A 24,195-nucleotide genomic window follows, 5' to 3' on the forward strand; every position below is an offset into this window, starting at 1 on the left:
TAAAAATTTACCTTTTCAAAAAGTAAGATCTAACGTATTAGTCTTTGATTTCTGAAACAGTTCCGGCACCGACAGTACGTCCACCTTCACGAACAGTAAACTTCAAACCTTGCTCAATGGCAACTGGTGAGATCAATTCGATATCGAATGTCACGTGATCACCAGGCATAACCATTTCTACACCTTCTGGCAACTGAACAACACCAGTTACGTCAGTTGTGTGGAAGTAGAATTGAGGACGGTAATTAGTGAAGAATGGTGTGTGACGACCACCTTCTTCTTTAGTCAAAACATAGACTTCGGCCAAGAACTTAGTGTGAGTGTGAATTGATCCTGGCTTTGCCAAAACTTGTCCACGTTCGATTTCTGTACGATCAACACCACGCAACAAAGCACCGATGTTATCTCCAGCTTGTCCTTGATCCATTGTCTTACGGAACATTTCAATTCCAGTAACAACAGTCTTACGGATTTCTTCCTTCAAACCGATAATTTCAACTTCATCGTTCAAAACGATAGTTCCACGATCGATACGTCCAGAAGCAACAGTTCCACGTCCAGTAATTGTGAATACGTCTTCGACAGGCATCAAGAATGGCTTGTCAGTGTCACGTTCTGGTGTTGGAATGTAAGAATCAACAGTATCCATCAATTCTTCGATAACCTTAACTTGTTCAGGGTCACCTTCCAAAGCCTTCAAGGCTGATCCACGGATGAATGGAATATCATCCCCAGGGAAATCATATTCTGAAAGCAATTCACGTGCTTCCATTTCAACCAAGTCAACCAATTCTTCGTCGTCAACCAAGTCAGTCTTGTTCAAGAATACGATCAAGTATTCAACACCAACTTGACGTGCCAACAAGATGTGCTCACGTGTTTGTGGCATAGGACCGTCAGTTGCAGCGATAACCAAGATGGCACCGTCCATTTGAGCGGCTCCAGTGATCATGTTCTTAACGTAGTCCGCGTGCCCAGGGGCATCGATGTGGGCATAGTGACGTGCTTCAGTCTCATACTCGATGTGAGCAGTGTTGATCGTGATTCCACGTTCGCGCTCTTCAGGAGCGGCGTCGATAGCAGCAAAGTCTTGTTGCTCAGCCAAGCCCTTATCAGCCAATACCTTTGAGATAGCAGCCGTCAAAGTCGTCTTACCGTGGTCGACGTGTCCGATAGTTCCAATGTTAACGTGCGGCTTAGTGCGCTCGTAATGTTCCTTAGCCAAAAGCTTATCCTCCTAATTTTCGTAAGTCGAAAACATGTTTACAACTTAAAAGTTGTTATTACTAGTATACACTATTCTTAGCGTATCAGAAACAACCTGGCGAAAATAATTTAATTGATTTCTCCCCTATGGGAAGCTGTAAACAATTATATAAGACACTTTCCCTTTTGTAAATAATTTTATCCGTAATTTTTTTCTACGGCATCAGTTCTAAAATGATTTGGTGTAATTTTTGACGAATTTGGCGTTGAGCGGTGCTTTCATTTGATAAAGTCTCGCCTTTTGCCTCGGCTAACATTGCTTTAATCCAATCAGTTGGTGACTGAACGACCTGATTAAGTTGTGGGTACGCAACTAACATATTTAGACGTAATCCTGCTTTGATTGCTGCTAAGGTGGCGCCATCTACCTGCATGTCATTCGTGTCTAAGATAGCCATTAATTGCTGATAAATTGGCATCTCTTCAATCGCTAATAGGGACTTAGGGACAACTATTAACTCGCTACCGTCAAACCAGAGCATTTTAACCTCTTGATCGACCTGTAGTCGTCGCAAGCGATCTAAAACAGTAACCCGTGTAATCGGTGTTAAAAATGGATCAACAAGCACAAATCTCGCGCCAGTTACATAATCAGCTAATGGTAAATGTTCGGCTGCTGTTAATCGCGTTTGTTGCTGAATCAGGTCACCATCACTTAAATGATAAAAATGTTTAGCCGTCGTTTGCAACGTTTGTGCATATAATTCTCGGTCTGCTTGTTCCTGTTGATTTATTTTCTCGCAAAGCGCTAATTGCCACTTAGTTGCTAAGGCAAACTCTCTTGCGATAAGGTAATGATGATTCTTCAACGCAATTTCAACGTATTGCTCCGCTAAAACTTTTTTTTCAGTATATGAATCAATGAACTCATCAGCCAATGTATGCGCCAATTGATTCTGACCATCTGATAATAAGATCTGCGTTAGCAAGTGATTTAACGTCGGCGTTTGCTGCATTTCATAGGCTTGATTTAACAACTCTAAAGCGCGTCCAATTTCTTGCTGTTCAACTGCTAGTTGCGCTTTGTCAACTATTTTCTGATATTCATCTGATTCAAAAGCTGTCATTTTGATCCTCCTAATTAAAAACTAAAAAGGTCAACCAATTGGTTAACCTTAATACTCATCATTATGCTTTATGTTGCACTTGTTTTTGGTTTGTTGTTTGCGCTACGTGTGGCATACTTTTATCATTTTGGCTTTGATTACCATTTGTTGTTTTTTTATTATTTGTCGCCTTATTGCCCGCTGACTTAGCAGCGTGCTTTAAGTTAGTCTTTCGACGACGACCATTCTGGTTAGCTTCCATGATAACTGGTAAAATGACTGGCTTGCGACGCGTCTTTTCATACAAAAACTTACCTAATGCATCTCGGACGGAACCTTTTAACTTGCCCCAATCAAATTCCTTAGTATTTTTAATCCCATCTGCAACTGTTGTTTGCACTAACTCAGCTGCCTCATGCAATAAATCTTTTGAGGTTTTAACATACACAAAGCCACGTGAATCAATTTTTGGTGCAGCAATGACTTTCTTTTTCTTTCGATCAATCGTCACAACTGCAATAAAGACACCATCTTCTGATAGTATTCGTCGATCGTTTAACACAATTGACCCAATGTCTCCGACACCAGAGCCGTCAATCATCGTTGAATTCACTTGAATTGAGCCTGATAATTCAGCGGCTTTATCCGTCAAATGTAACCGGTCGCCATTTTGCAAAATAAAGACATGTTCAGCCGTATATCCGACTTCTTCTGCCGCATGTAATCCAGCATTTAACATGCGATATTCGCCTTGAACTGGAATTACATTTTCAGGTTGCAACAAATTCAACATCAATTGAAAATCATTTTTTGAAGCATGACCTGATGATTTCAAATCAGTCGAAATTTGCTTAACCGTTGCACCCGCGCGGAACAACATATCACGAGTACGTGCCACATACCCTTCCATTGCTGTTGAGGGGGTGGTTGTGATGAATACTAAATCGCCAGTTGTAATTTGGATATGTCGATCATCACCATGCGCCATGCGTTGTAGATGACGGATAGGCTCCCCCATCTTACCAGTCTCTAAAATCACTGTTTCTTCTGGAGCGAGTGTTTTAATATTCTTTAGTGATACGAATAACTCGTTTTCTGATACCGGTAAATGTAATTTACCTAAGCGCAATGCTGTTCGAACAACCTTTTCCAGATCGTTACCTGACAAGATAATTTTTCGGTGTGTCCGATAGGCTGCCGAAATCACTTGCTGGATCCGTTGTATATTAGATGCCACTGCGGCGACAACGATACGTCCCTTATGATGCCTAAAGCCATCATAAATATAATCTGCAATTTCTGACTCATGTGCCGCTTGTCCATAATTAGCCGTACCTGCCGCATCAATTAGTAGCGCTTTGACCCCTTTACGCCCTATTTCGGCTAAGCGGAGCATATCCGTTCGATAATATGGCGCAGCGGTTGTGTCAAATTTAAAATCGCCAGTATATACGACTGACCCTTGTGGTGTTTCAACAACAATCCCTAATGATTCTGGAATGCTGTGTGTCGTTTCAAAGAATGAAATCTTTACCGCGCCAAAATCAATTTCTTGATCCCCACGGACAACATGATAATCATCAAACCCTTTGGTTCTTGGTTCTGCATCAATCGCCAATTTAGCTAATTCAATCGTTAATTCAGATCCAAAAATTGGCGCCGAAAGCTCACTTAATAAATATGGCAAAGCCCCAATTGCATCGGCGTGACCATGGGTCAAAAAAATACCTGCCACTTTATCAGCATGGTCAACCAAATATTGAAAATCAGGGATAACGACGTCAACCCCAAGTAAATCACTTTCTGGATACTGTAACCCGGCATCCAAAATAAAAATATCTTCTCCAACCGTAACAGCATACATGTTCTTTCCATTTTCACGCATACCACCAAACGGCATCACTGTTAAATTTGTGCTCATATGTTCTTATTCCATTTTCATTTTATTTCAAAGGGAGATTTCTCCCAAACGATATTGTTATACTCTCAGTGTACCATATCGTGTGAGCCATTCAACTATCAAGTCCATTCGATCTAGTCGTAAACTAGGCAATCCATGTCTAGAAACATCATGCCAAGCCTGTGGTAATCTTGCCATGACTACGTCGGTAGACGTTGTCAATTTAACGGCCGCAAAAAAAGCCTCTGATTGTTCAATTGGCGTCCGCATATCATATTCACCATGCATTAATAACAAAGGTGTAACAACCTGTTCAGCATACGTAATTGGCGATTTTTCAGCCAAAACCTTTCTACCACGAGCCGTATAAGGTGCCGCATCCATCTCGCTCGCCACATAATAATAGCCAATATCTGAGGTGCCTACCAACGACTGCCAGTCCATCACTGAACGTTGCGCAATTGCTGCCTTAAATCGATTGGTATGCGTGATTGCCCACCCAGTCATAAAACCACCATATGAGCCACCAATAATATATTGGGCTTGTTCATCGATTAAATCGCTATGCTGTGCTATTGCAACATCTAAGCCGGTTAATATATCTTCAAAATCTTGTTCACCATAGTGACCAATCACACTTTCAATGAATGATTGACCATACGTTGTAGATCCATGAGGATTAACATATACCAAATTATAACCAGCACGACTAAGCATTTGAAATTCCCAAAAGAAAGCTTCACCATACGCGCTATGTGGTCCACCATGAACGTACACAATGACCGGTGCTTTCTTGTGCTGTTGATTGGGTAAAAACCAACCATCAACGATATCACCATTTTTACTACGAAAAACATATTTTTGATGTTCCTCATAGCGTTGATTGGGATCCAAAATCACTTTGCCAGAAGTCAAATTAATCAACTGAGAAGGGTGCATAGATGTTGAGCGGACTGCCAGTGCAAAATCATCGAGAAATTTGAAATCATATAGCGCTTCAGCCTCATCGCGAACTAACTCTCTAGCACCCGAAATGTCTGCTAAATACAAACGATTATGTCCATGATAGCCAGTTTCAAAAGCATACGTTGTATTGTCTAACCATTGAACATATCGATTTTGTGCTTTAAAAACCGTATCTGAAAGTGGGGTTTCACTAAGTTCTTCGGCACTAAATTGTAGAAAAGTTTCATGATCTAACATCTGATATAAGAATAGTTGTGACACGCGTCGGTTTGGAAAAGCGGCGTCTTTTGCAGTGAACAAAATTGCTGAACCCTCGGGTTATAAATCGCCTCATCAACCATTACCATGGTTTTGTCAGAAATGATCCGTGTCAAATCGGTCCGATAATCAAAATCAACTAATTGCTTTTTTTGACCCAATCCATCTTTGTCATAATCAACAAGCATTAACAAGATTTTCTGTTCACTTCGAGCATCTGCGATTTGAATCTCCTGCTCAAATTGTTTAAGCAATCGGTCATTTGATGTCACGTCTACACTTCGCAACTCGAATTGTGGTTGACTGAAAATAAAGCCCTTCCCATCAGCCTTATACGTCAATTGAGAGACTTGATGAATCTGGGGACGTTTTTGATCCACATTCAAACCTGGTTGGCTGGCGGTTATTTGCGCCACATACAAAATATGCTCATCATCTGGCAACGGTAATATTTGCGTGATTATCTCACTTTGACGAGTTAGTTGCTTATCTTCCGAATGTTCGAAATACTGATAAATTTGATTCGCTTTCAAATAAAAAATATGTTCATTTGTTACTTGGACATCTGTGATATCAGTGACTACAGTTTCAAGCTGATTATCAATCACACGTGCCAAATCATGTCGATAACTATTATTTTCACTATCTGCTTGACTGACAGTAATGAAAATTTGTCCATCAATCACAAATGGATTAGTGAGACTCTTTATTTCAAATAAATGCTCTGTTAAGGATTTCATTTTTGGCCTCTTTAAACTTATTTTCGTTGTTTTAGTATCGCACAATTTTAACAATCTGCGGTAATCACAGTCTGAATCTTTATCCATTTGTTAAAATCCACACGCTAAAATAAAAAGGCCTTAATGAGCAAGGCCTTTCATCGATTGATCAAAATTAACACATTTAGAGTATGTATAGACATACGTTTTGTGTCAACTTTTCTGTGTTTAATCGTCATTTTCAAATGGCGTTACTTCGTCAGTCAAAATGTGCTTGAATCGTTGCCACTGTTGCCCTAGTTCAGTTAATCTTTCTGTGTGCTGATTGGCAATCTGTGCTATCTTTGTCACTAAATCTAAAATAGGTGTTATTTCTCGCTGCAATATATCAGCATTTAATACAAGCTCATCAAATAAAGGCTTGATGTGTCGTATAAATATAACCACAAAACCAAATAATAGAATCATTGAAAGAACAATTATTGACCACGCTATAATTGATACCATACTGATTCTCCTTTAGCGTTTACGCCTATATATTTTCAGGTGTATCATCAGTCAACTGCGCTTCAAATTCAGCAGCTTGAGAGTCTAACACAATGTCAAATTCTTCTTGAGCAGCACCAAATTTTTCTTCAGCTTTAGCTTTCAATTGGGCTGATTTTTCAACGGCGATATCTTTTGCGTTCAAAAACAAATCATCAGCTTGAGCACGTAAATCAGCATAGCTCTGCTTAATTTGCGCTAACTTTTCTTGTGCCTCGACACTCAAATTAGTCGAATTTTGTGCTTGTAAAAACTGCTTACCTTCAGCATACAACGTCTTGGCACGCTCACTCAACAACGCATAATTTGTTTTAAACCCAGCCAATTTTGTTTTGATCTCACTATCATCAGATAAATCAATTTGGTTAATTTTTTCAGTCAATGTCGCTAATTGATCACGTGTTAAGTCAGTTAATACAACAGCTTTTTCTTTTCCTGCTTCAATCCCGTCTAAGAACTTGTCTTGCAATGCTTCTTGCTCTTGTGGTGATAGCGTCTTATAATATGCCGCTGCTGCTACAGCTGCCACACCTACTGTTAATGCACCAAATGCGAACCCTTTAGCTACTTTTCCCATGATTTTACCCTACTTTCTTTGAATTTTGCTTATTTTGATTTTTTTTGGCCAAGCCAAACAACAAACTTGCCATGGCAGTCGCCATACCAGCGCCTGAACGATTTCTTTTTTTACTTGATACTTTTTCTTTTAAATCACGCGCTGAGGCATTTAAGTCTGAAACACTTTGTCCTAAATCTCCAGCCGCATGAAACAATGGATCAACCGTCACCAATTTGCCATTAACATCGGTTAACATCACATTGGCATTAGCTAAGATATCGTCTGCATCATTTGACAACATTTTTACGTCTTTGGTAACTGATTCTAACGTACGCCCCAATTGGATTAAAAAATAACCAATAAAGAGTACAAAAATTAAGATTGCTGCGGCAATCATCAAGAATGCAATATCTCCTGGTGTCATGCTATGTCCCTCCAAATTTATTATCTCAAGCATAAACGAACATACCATTCCATGCTTTATTTAAGTATACACGTCATCGGTAAATGTTTCCAAGGGCAATCATTTAATCCACGTCAATCAGAGTAAATTCATTCCCAAGATAAACTTCACGAAAACCCTTGATAACAAGGGCTTTTCATGGTAAATTTATGAGACATTGATTAATTATGCACTTTTTTCGGAGGAAGTCATGTCACACACGTTATTGATACGTTTATTATCAGAATTTTTTGCAACAGCGCTCATGGTCGCTCTTGGTAACGGCGCAGTTGCCAATGCTGAGTTAAAGCGTACAAAAGGATCCGGCGCTGGATGGTTGAATATTGCCATGGGCTTTGGAATTGCCGTTGCCATGTCCACAATGTTTTTTGGCACTATCTCATCTCATGCTAATCCGGCAGCCGTTTTCGCACTAGCCGTTATTGGTAAGATGCCTTGGTCAGAAGTAATGCCCTATATCTCAGTTGAAATGTTAGGCGCAATGTTTGGTCAATTCGTTGTATGGCTATCATATAAGCCATACTTCGATGTGAATACAGACCCAGAAATTATTTTCACACCATTTGCCACAACTGATGCGGCTGAGTCGCGTTTCAATGGGCTCGTCAATGAATTTGTTGGTACCTTCATCTTAATCTTTGGCTTCCTTTCTGTTGCCTCTACAATTGATAACCTTGTGGTAAAAGGGATTATGTTAGGTGTTCTTGTCGCAGGCCTCGTAATGTCATTAGGTGGCGCAACAGGTCCGGCTTTAAATCCAGTACGTGACTTGGGACCTCGTGTAATGCATGCCATTTTGCCAATGCACTTCAAAGGTTCTTCACATTGGGAATATTCATGGGTACCAGTTATCGGACCAACCCTAGGTGGAATTGCTGCTGCACTACTTTATATGCATTTCTTTATCACAATTTAATTTCATAAATTCGATTAATCATTAAAAAAAGCAGGGTGGTTCTAAACGATGTTTAGAACCACCCTGCTTTTTTGTTAATATTGTTGGTCAACATTTTTAATGGCCGCTTGACGCGCATACCATTGAGATTTGCTCATCAATACTGGTCGTCTTTTACCACCACTTTCGGCTGTTCCAACTACGCCTTGATCTTCCATATCATCGACAAGTCGCGCCGCACGATTATAGCCGATTCTAAAGTGACGTTGCATCATTGAAGCCGACACCTCACCCTCAGCGTACGCAAAGTCTAACGCTTCATCCCACTTTTCATCCAGTGCGTTCGCACTATCCGTTGATTCGTCGCCATTCCCAGTCATTGCATTCAAGTCATCGTCCGTAACAGCCATACTCTCGTCGTACTGTGCACCACCTTGATTTTTGACAAAATCCGTTAACTTTTCAACATCTTCATCCGACAAAAATGCACCCTGCACACGTACACCGCCATTAGCACCAATAGGCTTATACAACATATCGCCACGCCCAAGTAGCTTTTCGGCCCCATTTGTATCCAAAATCGTTCGAGAATCAACACCTGATCCAACTGCAAAGGCAATCCGAGAAGGTACATTGGCTTTGATCAAGCCGGTAATAACGTCAACCGATGGCCTTTGTGTCGCCACAATTAGATGAATTCCTGCGGCACGTCCTAGCTGTGCAATCCGGACAATTGCTGGCTCAACTTCACTAGCCACAGTCATCATCAGGTCGGCCAATTCATCGACAACCGCGACTAAGTAAGGCATCTTCATCAACTGATCACTGTTAGTTGCATTGTGCGTTTCGACCATTTTATTATAACCGTCAATGTTTCGCACACCATATTCAGCCAACCGAGCAAAGCGTTTTTCCATTTCAGCAACGACCTTCTTCAGAGCTGCAGCGGCTTTCCGTGGTTCTGACACTACAGGCGTAATCAAGTGCGGTATATCATTATAAACACTTAGTTCAACTTTCTTAGGATCAACAAGCATAAGTCGCACTTCAGATGGTTTGGCTTGTAAGAGGATTGATGCCAAAATGGCATTAATCGCAACTGATTTTCCCGATCCGGTTGAGCCAGCAATCAAAAGATGTGGCATTTTTGTTAAGTCCATTTTTACAATTTCACCGGTCACACTCTTACCAATCGGTACTTTCAAAACGTGTTCATGATCGGTTCCTGATTGTTCAAACATATTACGGAAACCAACCATTGCTTGCTGCTCATTTGCCACCTCAATCCCAACCAATGATTTACCTGGAATCGGCGCCTCAATTCTAAGACTTTTTGCTGCCAAAGCCATTGCCAAATCATCTGACAAATTAGTAATTTTCGATACCTTAACCCCAACAGCTGGCTTAATTTCATACTGCGTAATGGTTGGCCCCAACACAACCTTTTCGACAGTGGCTTTAATATTGAAACTTTCTAATGTTTGTTGCAATATACGTGACTTCTCTGCCAGCTGATTCTTTTCCTTTGTCTGATCTGTCGACCCAGTCTTTGTCAACAAGCTAACTGATGGCATAACGTATTGTGCATCATCAATTTGACGACCAAAGCCATTAATGTCCACCCCTAACTCTGGTGTTGAGGTGACTGGTTGATGTTGTGTCTCCAAATGTTGTGTTTCTAGATACTGCTCTTGATTACGTATCAAATCAACATGGCTAACGTTTTCATCATCTGGCGGTGCCACGACGGTTTGAACCGAAGACAAAATTTCGCCGGTTTCCAAATCGACATGTCGTTGTTCCCCTTCATAACCTGGAGCAACAGTTGTCATCAACTCTTCGTTCGTCACTTCTGGCGCCACAATTTCAGGCATCACAAATGCTGGCGACTCCGGCTCTGATGCAGATAGTGAAGTTGTCAATTCAGCATCAGACTTTGGCTGATTGACAGCAAAATCTTTCTCAAATAATTCACTCGTAATTTGATTTTGGCGTACCTTATAATTTTGATTAATTTCTGTTACTTTCTGTGCACCTGTCGTTACTGCTTCACGTGTCTTATCCTGCACGACGTTAGCAGCGTACTCGGTAGCGCCAAACAAACTAACGAATAGTGCCCGAATTGGCAAGTCAAAGGTCACAACAATACCTGCAAACAAAAGAACAATTGCTAGCAACCATGAACCAAGATTAGCGGTCGCCAAATATGTCACTGATAAAATACTTGCACCAATAACACCGCCACCAACTGGTGTTTTAACCAAATGATTATTCAAATCTTGATTAATAAACTTTGTGATCGTTTGAATGTAATCATGATGTAAATCTAATTGATTGAACAAAATAATTGCACTTACAAGGATTACCCCTAAATAAAATAAACTCGTCCCAATGATATGGCGCAATTTTGGTTTAGGAAATTGGCCATAGACCGCCAAACCGACCAAAAAATACGAGATTAAAATTAATCCTAGCTGATAAGTGCCACCAACAAAATAACGTGATAAGTTAGCCAAAAACTTTCCAACTAAGCCAAATTGACCAATTGCCGTAATAACAATCAATAGCCCAATAATGCCACTTGTGTGCAGTACCAGGCGTTTTTGCTCAGCTTGCTTTTGCTTACTTTTGCTTACCGTTCTTTTTTTACTTGGTTTGCGCGCTGCTGTTTTTCTAGTTGCTGCCATAAACCACTCCATCTCATTTCTAATCTTGCGTTTAAAATGCGAAATTAATTTTTTAAACATATAAAAAAAGTATAGCATGCTTACTTTCTTTGCAAAACTATACTCTATTAAACCTTATTCAGGTCTTTAATTTTGATTTTCCTGTTCATGCATTGGTTTATCATCTGCATGTAGTTGTCGAATCAAATCATCAATCTTATTGCCATATAAAACAGAATCATCTTTTTTAAAGAATAATTCAGGTGTTTTATAAATATTAAGCCGTGCACCGACTTCTTTTCGTATCAAGCCCTTTGCTGCATCCAATCCGTCAGCAGCTTTTTGATTCACTGATGCTAATTCTGACAACACACTATAAAAAATAGTTGCCTGTTGTAAATCACCAGTAACTTCAACGCCGGTAACCGTCACTCCTTCAACTCGTGGATCACGAATTCGTTTTAAGAGGATGTCATTCACTGACCGTTGAATTTCTTGTTCTAAACGACCAACGCGAAAATTTTGTTGTGCCATAAGATCTCCTTTCTAAATTAAATAACAATTTATCTCATTAAGTGACGCATTATTTTGGCTTAACTTCAACCATTTGATAAACTTCAACTTCATCGCCGACTTTTTCATCATTGAAGTTTTCAATGGTCATTCCAAAGTCAACACCATTTTTAACTTCTTTCACGTCATCTTTACCACGACGTAATGAACCAATCTTTCCGTCAAAGACAACAATGCCTTCACGAATCAAGCGAACACTAGCATCGCGAACAATCTTTCCGCTCATCATCATTGAACCAGCAATTGTTCCAATCTTTGACACACGGAATAATTCAAGAATTTGTGCTGTTCCAATAACTTGTTCTTCATACACTGGCTCTAGCTGACCCTTCATGGCCGCTTCAATCTCATCAATCGCATTATAAATTACCGAGTGCAAACGAATATCAACAGAATCAGATTCGGCTTGTTGCCTTGCTTGTGGCGTTGGCCGAACATTGAATCCAATAATAATGGCCCCTGATGCTTCGGCCAACGTGATGTCAGATTCATTAATTGCACCAACAGCAGTGTGAATGATATCAACCTTGACACCTTCAACATCAATTTTCTTCAAAGCACCATTTAATGCTTCAACTGATCCTTGAACGTCCGCTTTGATAATGACCGGAACAGACTTCATCTGGTTTTCAGCCATCTTGTTAAACAAGTCAGCAACCGATACAACATTATTGCGTTGACGATCAATTAATAAGGCACGTTTTGCACGTTCTTCTCCGGCTGCGCGCGCTGTCTTTTCATCTTCAAAGACCACGAATCGATCACCAGCACCAGGGACATCATTCAACCCTGTTATTTCAACTGGTGTCGAAGGAACAGCCTCTTTAATACGGCGGCCACGATCATTGGTCATAGTTCGAACTTTACCAAACGTATTTCCGACCACAATTGGATCACCTACGTGCATTGTTCCCTGTTGTACTAGCACTGTTGCAACTGTTCCACGTCCTTTATCCAAACGCGCTTCAATCACAGATCCGGCTGCACGTTGGTCAGGATTGGCTTGTAATTCTAACACATCGGCTTGTAGTAAGACCATCTCTAGTAACTCGTCGATATTTTGACCAAATTTAGCCGAAATATTAACAAAGATCGTATCACCACCATATTCTTCTGGAATTAACTCATGTTGCATCAACTGGTTAATCACATTTTCAGGATTTGCACCTGGCTTGTCAATTTTGTTAACTGCAACAATAATTGGTGTGCCAGCAGCTTTGGCGTGATTAATTGCCTCAATGGTTTGTGGCATCACGCCGTCATCAGCCGCAACAACCAAAATCGTAATATCGGTAATATCAGCCCCACGCGCACGCATTGCTGTGAAGGCCGCGTGACCAGGCGTATCCAAGAAAGTAATCACTCGATCATGCAATTTAACTTGATAAGCCCCAATATGTTGCGTAATACCACCAGCTTCACCCTCAGTAATATGTGAATTCCGGAGGTAATCAAGTAACGTTGTCTTTCCATGATCGACGTGGCCCATGATAGTCACAACAGGTGCCCGACTAACATTGTTTTCAGTATTGTCTTGCTCTTCTTCAAAGAATTTATCAATATCAGCAATATCAACTTCAACTTTTTGTTGTGCTTCAATGCCGTAATCTGCCGCTAAAATTTCAATTGTATCAGCGTCCAAGGATTGATTTTGATTGACCATCACACCCAGCATAAACAACTTCTTAATAATTTCAGTTGCATCTCGATGAATCAATTTTGCAATATCTTGAACATTCATTCCGATTGAATACATCAAAACATCTGGTAATGGTTGATCTTTTCGAACCGTTGGTGCTGGCCGATTTTCATCCCGACGATTATTCCGATTGTTCTTCTTACCACGGCGATTATTATTATTCCCACGGCGGTCATTCCAACCACCATTATTGTTGCCACCGCGATTATTATTGCGGTTGTTATTACTTGAATTTGTCGTTGATCGGTTATTTTGTGAAACGACAACTTTTTTTACGACCGGTTGCTTGGGCTTAGCTGTCTCGTTAGTCTTGTGTTCTGTTGAAGTCTGCTTATTTGTGTTTGCTTTCGTATCTTTTTTAACAGCAGGTTGGGCTTTTGTATGCTTTACTGCTGCTGTTTTATTAGGGGTATCCTGGGTTACTTTTTTGTCCGCGGCTTTTGGTGCTGATGATTTCCCACCTTGTCGCAATAATTTTTCTTGTGCATCATCGATTGTCGACATGTGTGATTTGACGTCTAACCCAGCTTTTTGCGCTTTTGCGACTAATTCCTTTGATGGCACGTTCAATTCTTTTGCTAATTCAAAAATTCGCTTGGTCATTGAATATCCTCCTCTTGTTTCAAATACTCCTGCATTTTCCGTGCAAAGCCACGATCGGCAACCGCAATTAGTGAGCGGGCCATGCCTGTTGCATCAGCTATTTCTTGACGGGTTAATGCAGTTGTGAATGCCACGTCATAGCTATTAGTTTTATCTGTAAATTTCTTTTTCGTACTTTGACCACCGTCTTGTGCAAAGAATACAAGATTAACTTTGCCCTTACGAATCGCAGCCAGTACCATATCTTCACCAGTAACCAATTTACCAGCACGTCTAGCTAGGCCTAATAAGCCTAATAGTTTTTGCTTATTTTGCATGTCCAAATAATTCCCGTCGACCTTGTTGATGATCAACATATGCAATTAAGTCATCATAGAAGTCATCCGTTAATTTTGTTTCAAACGTGCGATCAAACACACGCTTCTTTTTGGCCAGCTTTGCGATCTCAACATCAATGCTTATATAGGCGCCACGACCATTTGCCCGGCTAGTTGGATCTAATTCAATTTGACCATCCGGCGTTTTCACTACTCGAATCAAATCATTTTTAGGCACCATCTCACCAGTTACTATGTCTTTGCGCATCGGAATCTTGCGTTCTTTCATGCTAAACCTCCGTAATCTAATCGAGAGTTACATCCTCAAATGACACATCATCTTCTGAAGCAGTGCTTACCACATCAGATTGGGTCGCTTTTACAGCGCGTTCTTCCATATCAGTGTAAACCGCCTCACGCTGTGATTCTGGTTTAATGTCAATCGAGAAATTAGTCAACTTAGCAGCCAAACGCGCATTCTGTCCACGCTTTCCAATAAATAATGATAGTTGATCATCTGGGACTAACACCGTAACACCACGGTCATTACTTGGATCAAAAATCACTTCCAATACTTCTGCTTTATCAGTTGTCCGCAAGGCGTTGACAATAAACTCGGTTGGATCTTCAGACCATTGGATGATATCTAAGTTTTCACCTGACAATTCAGAAATCACGGTTTGCACACGTGCCCCACGTTGTCCAATTAATGTGCCAACAGCATCTAAGTTATCGTTATAAGAAACAACTGCGACCTTTGAACGATCACCCGCTTCACGTGCAATTGACTTAATTTCAACTGTACCATCTTGAACTTCTGGTACTTCAGCTTCAAACAGACGTTTAACCAAACTAGGTGCCGTCCGTGAAACAAAAATCTGAGGACCACGTTTGCTCTCTTGTTCGACTTCAGTCAGCAAAACTTTTATCAAATCACCGTTACGATAATTCTCATTTGGCATCTGATCCTGCGTCCGCATTGCTGCTTCTTTTCCACCTGGTAATGTCACATATAAATAGCGTGCATCTTGATAGGCAACCTCACCAGTTAATAATTCATCCAAATCATCTTTGAATTCGTCATAAACCTTGAGTCGCTCAGCTTCGCGTACTTTTTGGATAATAATTTGCTTGGCTTTTCCAGCTGCCAAACGTCCAAAGTCACTAGGTGTGACTTCAAACTTAATTTCATCACCAATTTCATAATCTTTATGAATTTGGTGCGCATCTTCTAGTGATAACTGGACGTTGTGATCTAACACATCATCATCGGCAACAACCGTTTTCACTTGAAAGACTTTAATGTTTCCTTTTTTTCGATCAAAATTAACTTCAACATTGGTTGCATCATGGTAATTCTCTTCATATGCTTTTTCCAACGCTGTTTCAATCGCTTCAATTAAAACGTCTGCTTTAATTCCTCGCTCTGTTTCAAGCGCGTCCAAAGCTGCTACAATTTCTTTACTCATCTTTTTTTCTCCATTAGTAAGTAGTTGTGTGTCGCGCTTTTGCGATGCTCTGTCGTGGTATCTCAAACGGATTTCCTTCAACATCAACCATCAAATGGCTTGGTGTCGCTGCTACAAGTTCGCCAATGAACTCCTTTTTACCATCAATTTTTTGATAGGTCGTCACTTGAACCAATTTATTGACTGCCCACTCAAAATCTTCATTGGTTGTTAATAGGCGGTCTTGATTCAAGGCCATTTGTGCATGCTTGATTTGTTGCCAATCAATTTGATGAGGGACACGTTTTGTTTTTTCAGGTATCAAGAGTGTCACGCCATTTTCTGAGACACTCGATAGCTCACCTACCAATTCCATTTCAGGTTGTTCATTAGTCGCAGCCAAGATAACTTGTATCTGATGATTTTGTGCCCATTCAAAATCTGATTGTTGCTTCAAATCCCGTTCTGCACCCGGTGATGAGACGTCCAGCATATACGCTGCTGGGAATGGATCAGGTGTAATCTCATCGATCAAATCACCAATGACTTCCGTCAAATCCACTAACTCATCCATATTGATTTGTCCTTGTTGACGATCAACCAACACTCGCAAAATCATGTCTGACCCGAGTTTCTCATACTCAACATCCCAAAGCTGATAGCCTTGTGTTGCCAAGCTGGGAGCAATTGCCAACCGGACCGTTTCAACGATTTCTGTCACTTGTATCCCTCCTTTGATTATCATGCACATCGACATGTTTTCTCAAAAAAATAAGCGGCCTCGGAAGAAAGTTCCAGGCCACTCAGTTAAGAGCTTTATTTACAATTTTAATTATAACATATTTTACTAAATTTTGTAAAATGGCAAGCCTTGCCCTACGCCTGACCAACCACAATCGATAGTGTGTCCATCGCTACAGAGTACATAAACGTCCGAATGAATAAAAAAAGCCTCAACATATCTATTGAAGCAAAAATAAAAAAGTACCAAATACCAACCATTATTTTAAGGAGACAACGGGATTTGAACCCGTGCGCCGGCTCGACACCGGTTCGGCGGATTTCGAGTCCGCTGCATTACCACTCTGCCATATCTCCATGGAAATACCTAGTTTATTATATACAAAATCTAAACGATAAACAAGTAGCGATGGTATTGACCACGCTTTGCGCCAAAAATACGCCTAATTCGATAGAATAAATTTTTCATTTCTAACAGTTTGCAAGACGAACAACATTTTAGTACACCACTAAACTCATCTGATTTCAAAGTCAAATCTATTTTCAAAATAAAAAACGACCAAAACATTTTAGTCGTTTCTATCATTATTTCGTCGTTTCACGCTTAACATAACCGTGCGGTAAAATCATCGTATTCATCGACAACTTTTCATCATTCATTAATTTAGTAAGCATTCGCATCGCAACTGCACCTAAATCATAAATGGGCTGTGTAATTGAACTCAACTGCGGGCGTGTAATCACCGTCAAATGAGAATTATTCGTCGTAATGATTTCAAAATCATCAGGCACATGGACACCATCATCCGTTAATGCATTCAAAAGACCAGCTGCCATTTCGTCATCAACTACCACTGCTGCAGTCGCATGGACGCTTTGGACCATCTTGCCCAGTTGATAACCGCTTTGATAATCATAATCCGCTGTAATCACAAGTGACTCATCGAATGGCACCGCAGCGACCTCAAGTGCTTGTTGATATCCTTTTAGCTTAAAATCTTTATTGATAGAATGATCAATTGGCCCAGACACAAATGCAATCTTTTGATGCCCAGCCTTTATCAAACGTGTCGTGACTTCTGCCACCGCAGAAATGTAATCAATATTAACTGATGCCGCATTTCCGGTGACATCAACTGACCCAGCTAAGACAACTGGCACATTTGAAGCGGCAAATTTTGCTCGTAGATTATCATCCAGCATATCGCCCATAAATAAGATACCATCCACTTGCTTACCAAGTAATGATTCAAAAACTAATTCTGTTTTAGCATTCGATTCATCAGAATTTGCCAAAATAATTTGGTATTTATACATTTGCGCAACGTCATCAATTCCTCGAGCTAATTCGGAAAAATAGACATCTGTTACATCTGGAATAATCACGCCAATGGTGGTTGTCTTGCGAGACGCTAATCCACGTGCAACCGCATTAGGCCGATAACCTAGTCGTTCAATAACCTCTTCAACTTTCTTTTTTGTTTCCCCACGCACATTTGTATTACCGTTCACAACTCGTGACACGGTAGCCATTGACACCTTAGCTTCACGGGCAACATCATAAATTGTAATGGCTTGTTTTTCCATCATTTGCTACCTCCTTATCATTTTTACCGTATTAATTGTTAAGTATACCGATTTATGAAATCAATTGCAACCGGTTACAACCTTGATTACATTCGCTTTCATTTGTATTTTCACAAATATCATTCATCATATTTTCATTTTCAAGCGCAATTCATGAGCGTGAAATAAAACTAAAAAAAGCGTACACTAGAGTAAATTCACATAAAGGAGAACTTTCATGAATAATAAAATTCAAGCCATCCAACAATGGTTAAATGAAAACGAATTAGATGTTGCATTCTTATCTGATTACCATACAATTTCATATCTAACTGGTTTTGAATCTGACCCAATCGAACGAATCTTGGCATTGGTTGTTTTCGCTCAAAACGACCCACTAATTTTTGCACCAGCCCTCGAGGTACAAGCAGTTAAAAGTACTGGATGGACTGCACCTGTTTTTGGTTATCAAGATCATGAAAATGGTTGGGAACGCCTTGCTGGTCATATTACGGCAGTTACCCCTTCAATTAAACGCTGGGCGATTGAAGAAAGTCAATTAACCGTAGAGCGTGCCAAAAAAATTCAAACAGCTTTACCACAAGTCATATTCACAGCAGATATCACCCCTAAGATTCAAACGATGCGCCTTCACAAAGACGCACAAGAAATCGAAAAAATGCACGGTGCTGGTCGCGATGCTGACCGTGCATTCGAATATGGGTTTGCAGCCTTAGCCGATGGTGTTTCAGAGCTAGCCGTTGCGGCAGCTTTAGAATTTGAAACAAAAAAGCGTGGTATCCCTGGTATGTCTTTTGAAACGTTGGTTCAATTTGGCGCACATGCCGCCGAACCCCACGGTGCAACCGGGAAAACTCAACTTAAGCGCGGCGATATGGCCCTATTTGATCTTGGGACGATTTATGAGGGTTATGTGTCTGATGCGACACGAACCGTTGCCTATGGCGCCGTCTCGGACCATCAACGTTTAGTTTATCAAACTGTCCTCGAAGCCCAATTGGCAGCCCAATCAATGGTCATGCCGGGGATGACAGCTGGTGAGCTTGATGATATCGCACGGACAATCATTACCAAGGCTGGATTTGGGGAGTATTTCGTGCACCGCTTGGGTCACGGATTAGGCTCATCCGTCCATGAATTCCCTCAAATTATGGCTGGTAATGATTTCATTTTGGAGCCAGGGATGGCCTTCTCCATTGAACCCGGTATCTACATTCCTGGCGACATGGGCGTTCGAATTGAAGATTCAATTGTCTTAACCGAACATGGCGCTGAATCTTTCACTCACCATACTAAAGATTTACAGATCATTGATTAGGCCATTGGTCAGTTTCAATTTTAAGTTAATCATTGACGAATTTGTCTATAACAAAAAGGCTTACAGCAATGCTGCAAGCCTTTTTTACTTTAATCATTTAACCCATAATTATAATCTTCATCTTCCATCACTTCGACTTGACCTAATCGATAGCCATTTCCAACTTGTGAAAAAAAATCATGATTTGATGTTGTCGTTGAGATACCATTCATAACGATCGGGTTAACGTCATCTGCCCCATCTGGAAACAATGGATCTTGTCCCAAATTCATCAACGCTTTATTTGCATTGTATCGAATGAACGTTAATACTGACTCAGACCAACCCATTTGATCATAAAGTGCATGGGTGTAAACCTCTTCATTGGCATATAGTTCCATTAGTAGGTCATACATCCACATCTTTAATTTATCTTGTTCCGCATCGGATAACTCATTAAATCCAAGCTGAAATTTATACCCAATATATGTGCCGTGCACTGACTCATCACGCAAAATCAATTTAATAATTTCAGCAACGTTATTCAATTTGTTGTGACCAAGATAATATAATGGCGTGTAGAAGCCTGAATAAAACAAAAATGTTTCAAGGAACACTGACGCTATTTTTTTTTGTAACGCTGTACCTTTTTGATACACCTGATTAATCCGTTGTGCCTTAAATTGAAGTGCCTCATTTTGATTCGTCCAATTAAAAATTTCGTCAATTTCATCTGGCGTATTTAAGGTCTCAAAAATTGATGAGTATGATTTGGCATGCACCGATTCCATAAATTCAATATTATTTAAAACAGCTTCTTCATGTTGTGTGCGTGTTTGCTCTTTAAGTGACGACATCCCGTCTTGTGATTGTAGTGTGTCCAACAATGTAAGACCACCGAAAACATGCCCAACTAAATAATGTTCATCTGAAGACATCTGCCGCCAATCATCTAAATCATTCGACAATGGGATTCGTGTATCCAACCAAAATTGTTCAGTCAATTTCTCCCAAGTCGCCTTGTCAACTTGATCTTCAATTTCATTCCAGTTAATGGCAATGTAATTTTCCGTCATAATTACCCTTCTTTCATATCCACATATGACAATCGTTTAAATCGAACACGATTCGCATTCGTTAACACCCATCTCACCAGCATCATCAGTATACGTCCGAACATAATACACTGATTTGATTTGTTTATGGAACGCATACATACGAAGAATATTCAGATCACGCGTGGTCATTTTATCGGTGTGACCATCCTTCCATTCATACAAGCCACTTGGTAATGTCGACCGCATAAACAACGTCAAGGCCATCCCCTGATCAATATGTTGTTGTGCAATTGCGTACACATCAATCACACGACGCATATCTAAATCATATGCAGATTGGTAATACGGCAACGTTTCATTGCTTAAATAAGGTGCTGGATAGTAAATTTTACCAATTTTCTTTTCTTGTCGCTCCTCAATCTTATTAATGATTGGGTGCAATGACGCCGTTGAATCATTCACATATGAGATTGACCCCGTTGGCGCAATAGCCAATCGATAAGCATTGTAAAGTCCGTATTGCTTAATACCTGCCATCAATTGCGCCCAATCTGCTGGTGTTGGCACATGATGACTAGCAAAAGCATCAGCAACCTTTTGTGTGCGTGGTCCAAAATCTTGGTGCAAATACTTGTCAAAATATTGGCCATTTGCATAGTCAGATTGTTCAAAATTGGCAAAAGTTTCATGCCGTTCTTTAGCAATTTTATTTGACGCAACCAACGTATAGTAATTTAACATCATAAAGTAAACATTCGTAAAGTCTAACGCTTCTTCATCCCCATAGTGCATTTGATTCTTAGCAAAGTAAGCCGCCAAGCCCATCGCACCTAAGCCAATGGCATGCAATTCTTGGTTACCATGCTGAACTGACGGTACCATATCTAATTGTGATTGATCAGAAACAAACGATAAGGCTCGAACCATTGTTTCGACTGAAGTCGCAAAATCTGTGGTTGCCATCATATTAACAATATTAGTTGATCCCAGGTTACATGAAATGTCTGAACCTAATTGCGTATAGTTTTGCTGATTATCAATTTGGCTAGGCGTCTGGACTTGCAAAATTTCTGAACACAAGTTGGATGAGACGACTTTTCCAGCAATCGGATTGGCCCGATTAACAATATCAAGGTTAATCACATAAGGATAACCAGATTCTTGTTGCATTTTTGAAATCTCATTCTCTAAATCACGTGCACGAATTTTGTATTTTTTAATTTTTGGATTGGCTACCATGTTGTCATATTCTGCAGTTATATCAACATAGTTAAAGGCTGTCCCATATTCACGTTCAACGTCATATGGTGAGAATAAAAACATATCCGCATTTTCGCGAATTAATTGATAAAATTTATCCGGGACAGTTAATCCAAGTGATAGAGTTTTAACCCGAATTTTTTCATCTGCGTTCTCTTTTTTGGTTGCCAAAAATGACATAATATCTGGATGGAATACTGACAAATAAACAACACCTGCGCCCTGCCGTTGCCCCATTTGATTGGAATACGTAAATGAATCTTCCAATAATTTCATGACTGGGACTACCCCAGATGCAGCATTTGCAATGCCTTTGATTGTCGCACCAGCTTCTCGTAAGTTCGACAGGTTAATTCCCACACCGCCACCAATTTTAGAGAGTTGCAATGCTGAATTGATTGTCCGACCAATTGCATTCATATCATCAGTTGTTTGTAACACAAAACATGATACCAACTCACCACGTCGTGAGCGTCCTGCGTTTAAAAATGAAGGTGTTGCTGGTTGATACCTTTGGTGAATCATTTCATCAGCCAGATTCAAAGCCAAACGCTCATCACCATTCGCATAAAATAATGCATTCATCGCCACACGATCAATATAATTTTCAACATAAAACTGCTTATCGTTCGTTTTAATCGCATATTGCGCATAAAACTTATAGGCCGCCATAAATGATTTAAATTGAAAGTTTTCTTGTCGGAGGTATTGATAGAGCTGTTCAATAAATGAAAATTCATATTGCTCAACCATTGCGATATCAACAAAATCATTTTCAATTAAATAATCAAAACGCGCCTTCAAAGAATCAAATTGCAACGTATTTGGTTCAATATTTTCACGGATAAATGCGGCTAACGCTTCTTTATCCTTATCTAACTGAATTGTGCCATTTTTTGGAATATTGAGCTCATTATTTAAGTCAAAATATGTCACAGTATTTTGATCAAGTGTACCTAGTGCCATAAATGCACCGCCTCCCATTTTTTAAATCATTTAATTTTTTGATAATAAAAGAGAAGTTAATGCCCTGACGACCGTCATTCGTCACCAGTGGTCATTACTTCTCTAGCAATAAACACTAATTACATTGCTTCTTTTAAATTTTTTAGCAGGTCAGGCCGGAAGCCCTTAATTGGTTCACTATTATTTGAGAATACAACAGGAACCGCTTGAAAGCCTTCCGCTTTTAGGAAAGCAAGTGCCTCTGGCTCCTCGTCAACATTTTTGACATCGAACGTTACACCATATTGCATTAATGTTTTCTTAGTCATCATGCATTGTACACAGTTATTCTTTGTATAAACGGTAATTGCCATAGTTTTCATCCTCTTCCTTACTATAAGTTCTTATTTTCAATCTATCATGTTTTCTATGTCATTCAGTATAACTATGAATATAACAGAAAGCAACATTTAAATCCTGACGATTATGTTTCTATTTGATTACATATCGCTCAAAACGCCTTTAAATAAGCGCTTAAACGTTTTATTTAAATATTAAGTAAATCTAACGCTCTGTTACATTATGTAAAAACAGGCTTGTTTAATTTTCATTAAAAGTGTATCTTTATAGCTAAATAACCAGTTAGAAAGGTCTCTGACATGAATATTCAACTTCTTTACACTTCAATCGCGGGTAATACTAAAAATTTTGTTAACCGCTTGACTACCTATGCAAACGCTCAATCAACTTACATTTTTACGCCAATTGAGATTTCTGATGTCAGCGATGACATCGAGCTCACGACACCTTTTTTTGCCTTTGTGCCGACTTATCTTGATGGTGGTAATGGTATTCACAGTGGCGTCAAAGAAATCATGACTAATGGATTAATGGAATATCTGTCATTAAATGACACTAATCATCAATTATTAGGTCTTATCGGCTCTGGTAATAAAAATTTTAATGCCCAATATCTACTAACCGCACGTCGATATGCAACCCATTTTAACGTCCCAATGATTGGAGAATACGAACTACGTGGGACCCAAGCCGATATCGAACGAATTTATCAAAACATCTTACGCCGCTTAACAACCTCAACGACAAGCGCATCTGATACGACACAAATACAATCAAATTTAAGAATGTTACTTTTCGAACAAGAACAACATGGTGAAGCAATTGTCATCGATGACGATGCTCGCTATGTTTCACAAATTTTGCCTGCCGATCAACATCAATTTGAACACATTACTAATATCACAACTGTAACGTCACCTGAAAACATTTATACAGAACAGATTAATCTCATTGCCAATGAACATTACTGGATGTGCCCAATTAAGAAAAAATCATTAACCTTTAAATGATGCTTAAGTGCAC

At 39.8% G+C, this 24,195-nt stretch carries 22 protein-coding genes and 1 tRNA gene; 3 read left to right on the forward strand and 20 right to left on the reverse strand.

All coding sequences use genetic code 11. The features are described from left to right. Positions 1–37 precede the first annotated feature (37 nt). The 8 genes from tuf to H9L19_RS01095 form a co-directional block, all read right to left on the reverse strand. A complete protein-coding gene (gene tuf, locus H9L19_RS01060) occupies positions 38–1,225 on the reverse strand; it encodes an elongation factor Tu (protein WP_187529353.1) in 1,188 nt (395 codons plus the stop codon). Positions 1,226–1,421: 196 nt separating this feature from the next. After that, entirely contained in the window at positions 1,422–2,333 is a 912-nt protein-coding gene (locus H9L19_RS01065) for a hypothetical protein (protein ID WP_187529354.1), read from the reverse strand. 61 nt (positions 2,334–2,394) lie between these two features. Further along, positions 2,395–4,233 carry a ribonuclease J gene (locus tag H9L19_RS01070; protein ID WP_187529355.1) on the reverse strand — a complete coding sequence of 613 codons (1,839 nt, stop codon included), beginning with the start codon at positions 4,231–4,233 and terminating at the stop codon, positions 2,395–2,397. Between the two features lie 57 nt (positions 4,234–4,290). Next, complete coding sequence (locus H9L19_RS01075) at positions 4,291–5,478, reverse strand: alpha/beta hydrolase family protein (RefSeq protein ID WP_187529356.1); 1,188 nt, start codon at positions 5,476–5,478, stop codon at positions 4,291–4,293. Further along, positions 5,409–6,176, reverse strand: coding sequence for a hypothetical protein (locus H9L19_RS01080; RefSeq protein WP_187529357.1), 768 nt, complete (start codon positions 6,174–6,176; stop codon positions 5,409–5,411). Before H9L19_RS01080 ends, H9L19_RS01075 begins: the two co-directional genes overlap by 70 nt. Positions 6,177–6,383: 207 nt before the next feature. Beyond that, positions 6,384–6,662: a hypothetical protein gene (locus H9L19_RS01085; RefSeq protein WP_187529358.1), complete on the reverse strand. Its 279-nt coding sequence runs from the start codon at positions 6,660–6,662 to the stop codon at positions 6,384–6,386. 25 nt (positions 6,663–6,687) lie between these two features. Continuing rightward, positions 6,688–7,278 carry a hypothetical protein gene (locus H9L19_RS01090; protein ID WP_187529359.1) on the reverse strand — a complete coding sequence of 197 codons (591 nt, stop codon included), beginning with the start codon at positions 7,276–7,278 and terminating at the stop codon, positions 6,688–6,690. A gap of 4 nt (positions 7,279–7,282) precedes the next feature. Beyond that, a complete protein-coding gene (locus H9L19_RS01095) occupies positions 7,283–7,684 on the reverse strand; it encodes a DUF948 domain-containing protein (RefSeq protein ID WP_187529360.1) in 402 nt (133 codons plus the stop codon). Positions 7,685–7,913: 229 nt separating this feature from the next. Here H9L19_RS01095 and H9L19_RS01100 point away from each other — a divergent pair, with 229 nt between their 5' ends. Beyond that, the gene (locus H9L19_RS01100; RefSeq protein WP_187529361.1) at positions 7,914–8,639 is read left to right on the forward strand and encodes an MIP/aquaporin family protein; all 726 of its coding nucleotides are present in this window, start codon (positions 7,914–7,916) and stop codon (positions 8,637–8,639) included. A gap of 74 nt (positions 8,640–8,713) precedes the next feature. Here H9L19_RS01100 and H9L19_RS01105 read toward each other — a convergent pair whose 3' ends face one another. From H9L19_RS01105 to ccpA, 9 genes are all read right to left on the reverse strand, one after another. After that, positions 8,714–11,365, reverse strand: coding sequence for a DNA translocase FtsK (locus H9L19_RS01105; protein ID WP_243198187.1), 2,652 nt, complete (start codon positions 11,363–11,365; stop codon positions 8,714–8,716). A gap of 66 nt (positions 11,366–11,431) precedes the next feature. Next, positions 11,432–11,818: a 30S ribosome-binding factor RbfA gene (gene rbfA / locus H9L19_RS01110; RefSeq protein ID WP_187529362.1), complete on the reverse strand. Its 387-nt coding sequence runs from the start codon at positions 11,816–11,818 to the stop codon at positions 11,432–11,434. 49 nt (positions 11,819–11,867) lie between these two features. Next, positions 11,868–14,159: a translation initiation factor IF-2 gene (infB, locus tag H9L19_RS01115; protein WP_187529363.1), complete on the reverse strand. Its 2,292-nt coding sequence runs from the start codon at positions 14,157–14,159 to the stop codon at positions 11,868–11,870. Continuing rightward, positions 14,156–14,476 (reverse strand): L7Ae/L30e/S12e/Gadd45 family ribosomal protein, encoded by a 321-nt coding sequence (locus H9L19_RS01120; protein ID WP_187529364.1) that lies wholly within the window; start codon positions 14,474–14,476, stop codon positions 14,156–14,158. The genes infB and H9L19_RS01120 overlap by 4 nt, the downstream gene beginning before the upstream one ends. Next, positions 14,466–14,765 (reverse strand): RNase P modulator RnpM, encoded by a 300-nt coding sequence (gene rnpM, locus H9L19_RS01125; RefSeq protein ID WP_187529365.1) that lies wholly within the window; start codon positions 14,763–14,765, stop codon positions 14,466–14,468. Before rnpM ends, H9L19_RS01120 begins: the two co-directional genes overlap by 11 nt. Positions 14,766–14,781: 16 nt before the next feature. Further along, complete coding sequence (gene nusA, locus H9L19_RS01130; protein ID WP_187529366.1) at positions 14,782–15,945, reverse strand: transcription termination factor NusA; 1,164 nt, start codon at positions 15,943–15,945, stop codon at positions 14,782–14,784. A gap of 13 nt (positions 15,946–15,958) precedes the next feature. Continuing rightward, entirely contained in the window at positions 15,959–16,645 is a 687-nt protein-coding gene (locus H9L19_RS01135; protein WP_187529367.1) for a ribosome maturation factor RimP, read from the reverse strand. Positions 16,646–16,933: 288 nt separating this feature from the next. Beyond that, positions 16,934–17,022 (reverse strand) — tRNA-Ser (locus H9L19_RS01140). 228 nt (positions 17,023–17,250) lie between these two features. Further along, complete coding sequence (gene ccpA, locus H9L19_RS01145) at positions 17,251–18,252, reverse strand: catabolite control protein A (RefSeq protein WP_187529873.1); 1,002 nt, start codon at positions 18,250–18,252, stop codon at positions 17,251–17,253. A gap of 217 nt (positions 18,253–18,469) precedes the next feature. Here ccpA and H9L19_RS01150 point away from each other — a divergent pair, with 217 nt between their 5' ends. Further along, positions 18,470–19,570: a M24 family metallopeptidase gene (locus tag H9L19_RS01150; protein ID WP_187529368.1), complete on the forward strand. Its 1,101-nt coding sequence runs from the start codon at positions 18,470–18,472 to the stop codon at positions 19,568–19,570. An 89-nt stretch (positions 19,571–19,659) separates the two neighbouring features. Here H9L19_RS01150 and nrdF read toward each other — a convergent pair whose 3' ends face one another. From nrdF to nrdH, 3 genes are all read right to left on the reverse strand, one after another. Further along, positions 19,660–20,625: a class 1b ribonucleoside-diphosphate reductase subunit beta gene (gene nrdF / locus H9L19_RS01155; RefSeq protein ID WP_187529369.1), complete on the reverse strand. Its 966-nt coding sequence runs from the start codon at positions 20,623–20,625 to the stop codon at positions 19,660–19,662. Positions 20,626–20,661: 36 nt separating this feature from the next. After that, the gene (nrdE, locus tag H9L19_RS01160; protein ID WP_187529370.1) at positions 20,662–22,833 is read right to left on the reverse strand and encodes a class 1b ribonucleoside-diphosphate reductase subunit alpha; all 2,172 of its coding nucleotides are present in this window, start codon (positions 22,831–22,833) and stop codon (positions 20,662–20,664) included. Positions 22,834–22,952: 119 nt separating this feature from the next. Then, a complete protein-coding gene (gene nrdH, locus H9L19_RS01165) occupies positions 22,953–23,186 on the reverse strand; it encodes a glutaredoxin-like protein NrdH (RefSeq protein WP_187529371.1) in 234 nt (77 codons plus the stop codon). Positions 23,187–23,531: 345 nt separating this feature from the next. On the opposite strand from nrdH, the gene H9L19_RS08425 reads away from it, so the two are divergent. Then, positions 23,532–24,182 (forward strand): class Ib ribonucleoside-diphosphate reductase assembly flavoprotein NrdI, encoded by a 651-nt coding sequence (locus H9L19_RS08425; RefSeq protein WP_338061920.1) that lies wholly within the window; start codon positions 23,532–23,534, stop codon positions 24,180–24,182. The last annotated feature ends 13 nt before the right edge of the window (positions 24,183–24,195 follow it).

Source organism: Weissella diestrammenae (assembly GCF_014397255.1).
GTDB lineage: Bacteria > Bacillota > Bacilli > Lactobacillales > Lactobacillaceae > Weissella > Weissella diestrammenae.